The organism is Streptomyces fuscigenes (genome assembly GCF_021556455.1).
GTDB lineage: Bacteria > Actinomycetota > Actinomycetes > Streptomycetales > Streptomycetaceae > Streptomyces > Streptomyces fuscigenes.
This window is the reverse complement of sequence record NZ_JAKGCV010000530.1, coordinates 1-3389: the sequence shown is the minus strand read 5'-3', so window position 1 is coordinate 3389 and position 3389 is coordinate 1. Positions and strand designations below refer to the sequence as shown.

Sequence of the window (3389 nt, the reverse complement as noted above, 5' to 3'; positions counted from 1 at the left end):
CCGCCGCGCCCGCCGCGCCCGCCGCGCGCGGACGGCACGCGAGCGCGCCGGCCGCGCCCGTACCGTACGAACGCCCCGCACCACCTCTCCCAGGGGAAGGACCCACCGTGACGCAGGACCCGCTGACCGCCCGTGCCGAGGCGTGGCTGGCCGAGGACCCGGACGGCGACACCCGCGCGGAGCTGCGCGCGCTGATCGACTCGGGCGACCGGGAGGCCCTGGCGGAGCGCTTCTCGGGGCTCCTGGAGTTCGGTACGGCGGGGCTGCGCGGCGAACTGGGCGCGGGGCCCCGGCGGATGAACCGCGCGGTGGTGATCCGCGCCGCCGCCGGGCTCGCCGCGTACCTGCGCGAGCAGGGCCGCGGGGGCGGGCTCGTGGTGATCGGCTACGACGCCCGGCACAAGTCCGCCGACTTCGCCCGGGACACCGCCGCCGTCATGGCGGGCGCGGGGCTGCGCGCGGCGCTGCTGCCCGGAGCGCTGCCGACCCCGGTGCTGGCCTTCGCGGTGCAGCGCATGGGAGCAGTGGCGGGCGTCCAGGTCACGGCGAGCCACAACCCGCCCCGGGACAACGGCTACAAGGTGTACCTCGACGGCGGCTCGCAGATCGTCCCGCCCGCGGACGGCGAGATCGCCGCGCACATCGAGGCGGTGGGCGCGCTCGCGGACGTGGCGCGGCCGGATGACGGCTGGGAGGTGCTGGACGGCACCGTCCTCGCCTCGTACCTGGAGCGTACGCAGGCGGTGCTGACGCCCGGTTCGCCGCGCACGGCGCGTGTCGTGCACACGGCCCTGCACGGGGTGGGCACCGCGACGGTCCTCGCGGCGTTCGAGCGGGCCGGCTTCCCCGCGCCCGTGCCGGTGCCCGAACAGGCCGAGCCCGACCCGGAGTTCCCCACGGTCGCGTTCCCCAACCCGGAGGAGCCCGGCGCGATGGACCTGTCGTTCGCGACGGCCCGCGCCGAGCGCCCCGACGTGATCATCGCCAACGACCCCGACGCGGACCGCTGCGCGGTCGGCGTACCGGACGAGCAGGCGCCCGGGGGCTGGCGGATGCTGCGCGGCGACGAGGTCGGCGCGCTCCTCGCGGCGCACCTCGTGAGCAAGGGCGCGAAGGGCACGTTCGCCGAGTCGATCGTGTCGTCGTCGCTGCTCGGCCGGATCGCCGCGGCGGCGGGCCTTCCGCACGAGGAGACCCTGACGGGCTTCAAGTGGATCGCCCGCGTGCCGGGCCTGCGCTACGGCTACGAGGAGGCGCTCGGCTACTGCGTCGACCCGGACGGCGTCCGCGACAAGGACGGCATCACGGCGGCCCTGCTGGTGGCCGAGCTGGTCTCCGGGCTGAAGGAGGACGGCAGGACGCTGGTGGACCTCCTCGACGAGCTGGCGGTCGCCCACGGCCTGCACGCCACCGACCAGTTGTCGGCCCGCGTCGAGGACCTGTCGCTGATCGCCGCGTCGATGCGCCGCCTGCGGGAGAACCCGCCCGCCGAACTCGCGGGCCTGCGGGTGACCCGCGCCGAGGACCTCACCACGGGCCCGAACGGCCTGCCCCCCACGGACGGCCTGCGCTACACCCTCGGCGGCGAGCACGACGCCCGGGTGATCGTCCGGCCCAGCGGCACGGAACCGAAGATCAAGTGCTATCTGGAGGCCGTGGTCCCGGTCGCCGGCGCGGCGGCCCTGCCCGCCGCGAAGGAGAAGGCGGCACGCCTCCTCGACGCCCTGAAGCGCGACCTGTCGGCGGCCGCGGGGCTGTGACCCCCGGCGCCGCCCGGCTTCCCGGCGCGGTGCACGATTCCGGCCGGCGGTACGGGTCGTCGGCGTCCCGACCGGCGCCCCGATTCCGGCCGGCGGTACGGGTGGCCGGCGTCCCCGACCGGCGCCCGGGGCCGGCCGGCTCCGGGGCGCGGGGCGTTCCGGACGGGCGGGGTCCCGTTCCCGGGTGCGCGCCGCGCCTCCGCGATCCGGGGGCCCTGGCCCGATCCGGTTGCCTCCGGCGTGATCCGGGGGCGGGGCCTCCGGCGGCCGCGCCGGTCACCGGGCCTCCCAAGGACCGGGCCCGACCGGCGCGTTGCGTGGCGCGTTGTCCACCGCTCGCCGCGCCCGCCCCGCTACGCTCGCCGCTTCCTTTCCGAGGAGGACCGTTGCGACGCCGGAACGCGCTGGGTGACGATTTCCGCAGGCTGTGGGCGGGCTACACGATCAGCGCGGCGGGCAGCGCCGTCGGTTCGGGGGCCCTGCCCCTGATCGCGCTGCTGGCCCTGCACGCCTCGGCGTTCCGGGTGTCGCTCCTCGCGGGGCTGTCGGCGGTGGCCAGTGCGGCGATCGCGCTGCCCCTGGGCGTGCGGATCGAGTACCGCCTCAAACGGCCCGTCATGGTCGCCGCGGACGTCGTGCGCTTCCTGGCGCTTGCGAGTGTGCCGGCCACGGCGGCGCTGGGGGTGCTGACGTACGCGCAGCTGTGCGTGGTCGGAGTCGTGCAGACGGCGGCGGCCGTGGCGTTCGGCGCGGCGAGCGGCGCACATCTGAAGGCGCTCGTCGGGCCGGGTGACCGGGTCCGCGCGAACAGCGCTTTCGAGACGATCAACTGGACCGTCCTGAGCGCGGGCCCCCCGGCGGGCGGGCTCCTGATCGGCGTGCTGGGCACGACGGCGACGATGGCGGTGGACGCCGTGTCCTTCCTGGGTTCGGCCGCCGGGGTGCTGCGCATCCGCCGCCCGGAGCCGGCGCCGCCCGTGCGCACCGACCGCCCCCACCTGCGGCGCGACCTCACCTCCGGCTGGCGCCATCTGCTGGCCCGGCGCGAGCTGCGGACGCTGTTCTTCAACTCCCTGGTGTTCACCGGTCCCGTCGCGATGGCCGTGCCGCTGATGGCCGTGCTCATGCTGCGCACCCTGGGGCTGGCGCCGTGGCAGTACGGGCTGGCGCTCGGTCTGCCCTGCCTGGGCGGGGTGCTCGGCTCGCGGGTCACGCCCGCGCTGACCCGGCGCCTCGGGCCGCGCCGCGTGCTCCTGGTGTTCGGGGTGGCGCGCACGCCCTGGCTGCTCCTGCTGTCGCCGGCGCCGACGGGCGCGTTCGGCGTGGGCCTGATCGTCGCCGTCGACTTCGGCCTGCTGTTCGCCGCCGGGGTGTACAACCCGTCGTTCTCGACGTACCGGATGGAGGCGACGGACGACGCGTTCATGTCCCGGGTGCTGACGAGCTGGTCGGTCAGCCTGCGGCTGGTGCAGGCGGTGTTCGTGGTCCTCGGCGGCCTGGTCGCGGACGCCGTCGGCGTCCGGCCCGCCCTCGCGCTCGCGGGGGCTCTCTGCCTGGCCAGCGCGCCCCTCCTGCCCTGGCGCGAGCCGCGACCGGGCGCGGTCCCCGCCCCGCGCGCGGAGCCGGCAC

The 3389-nt window shown here is 76.8% G+C and carries 2 protein-coding genes; both read left to right on the top strand.

What is annotated here, in order from left to right:
* Nucleotides 1-107: 107 nt before the first annotated feature.
* A complete protein-coding gene (locus L1885_RS25785; RefSeq protein WP_235799571.1) occupies nucleotides 108-1760 on the top strand; it encodes a phospho-sugar mutase in 1653 nt (550 codons plus the stop codon).
* 386 nt (nucleotides 1761-2146) lie between these two features.
* Nucleotides 2147-3389, top strand: a 1243-nt coding sequence (locus L1885_RS25780) for an MFS transporter (RefSeq protein ID WP_235799570.1), incomplete at its 3' end; no start/stop codon positions are given.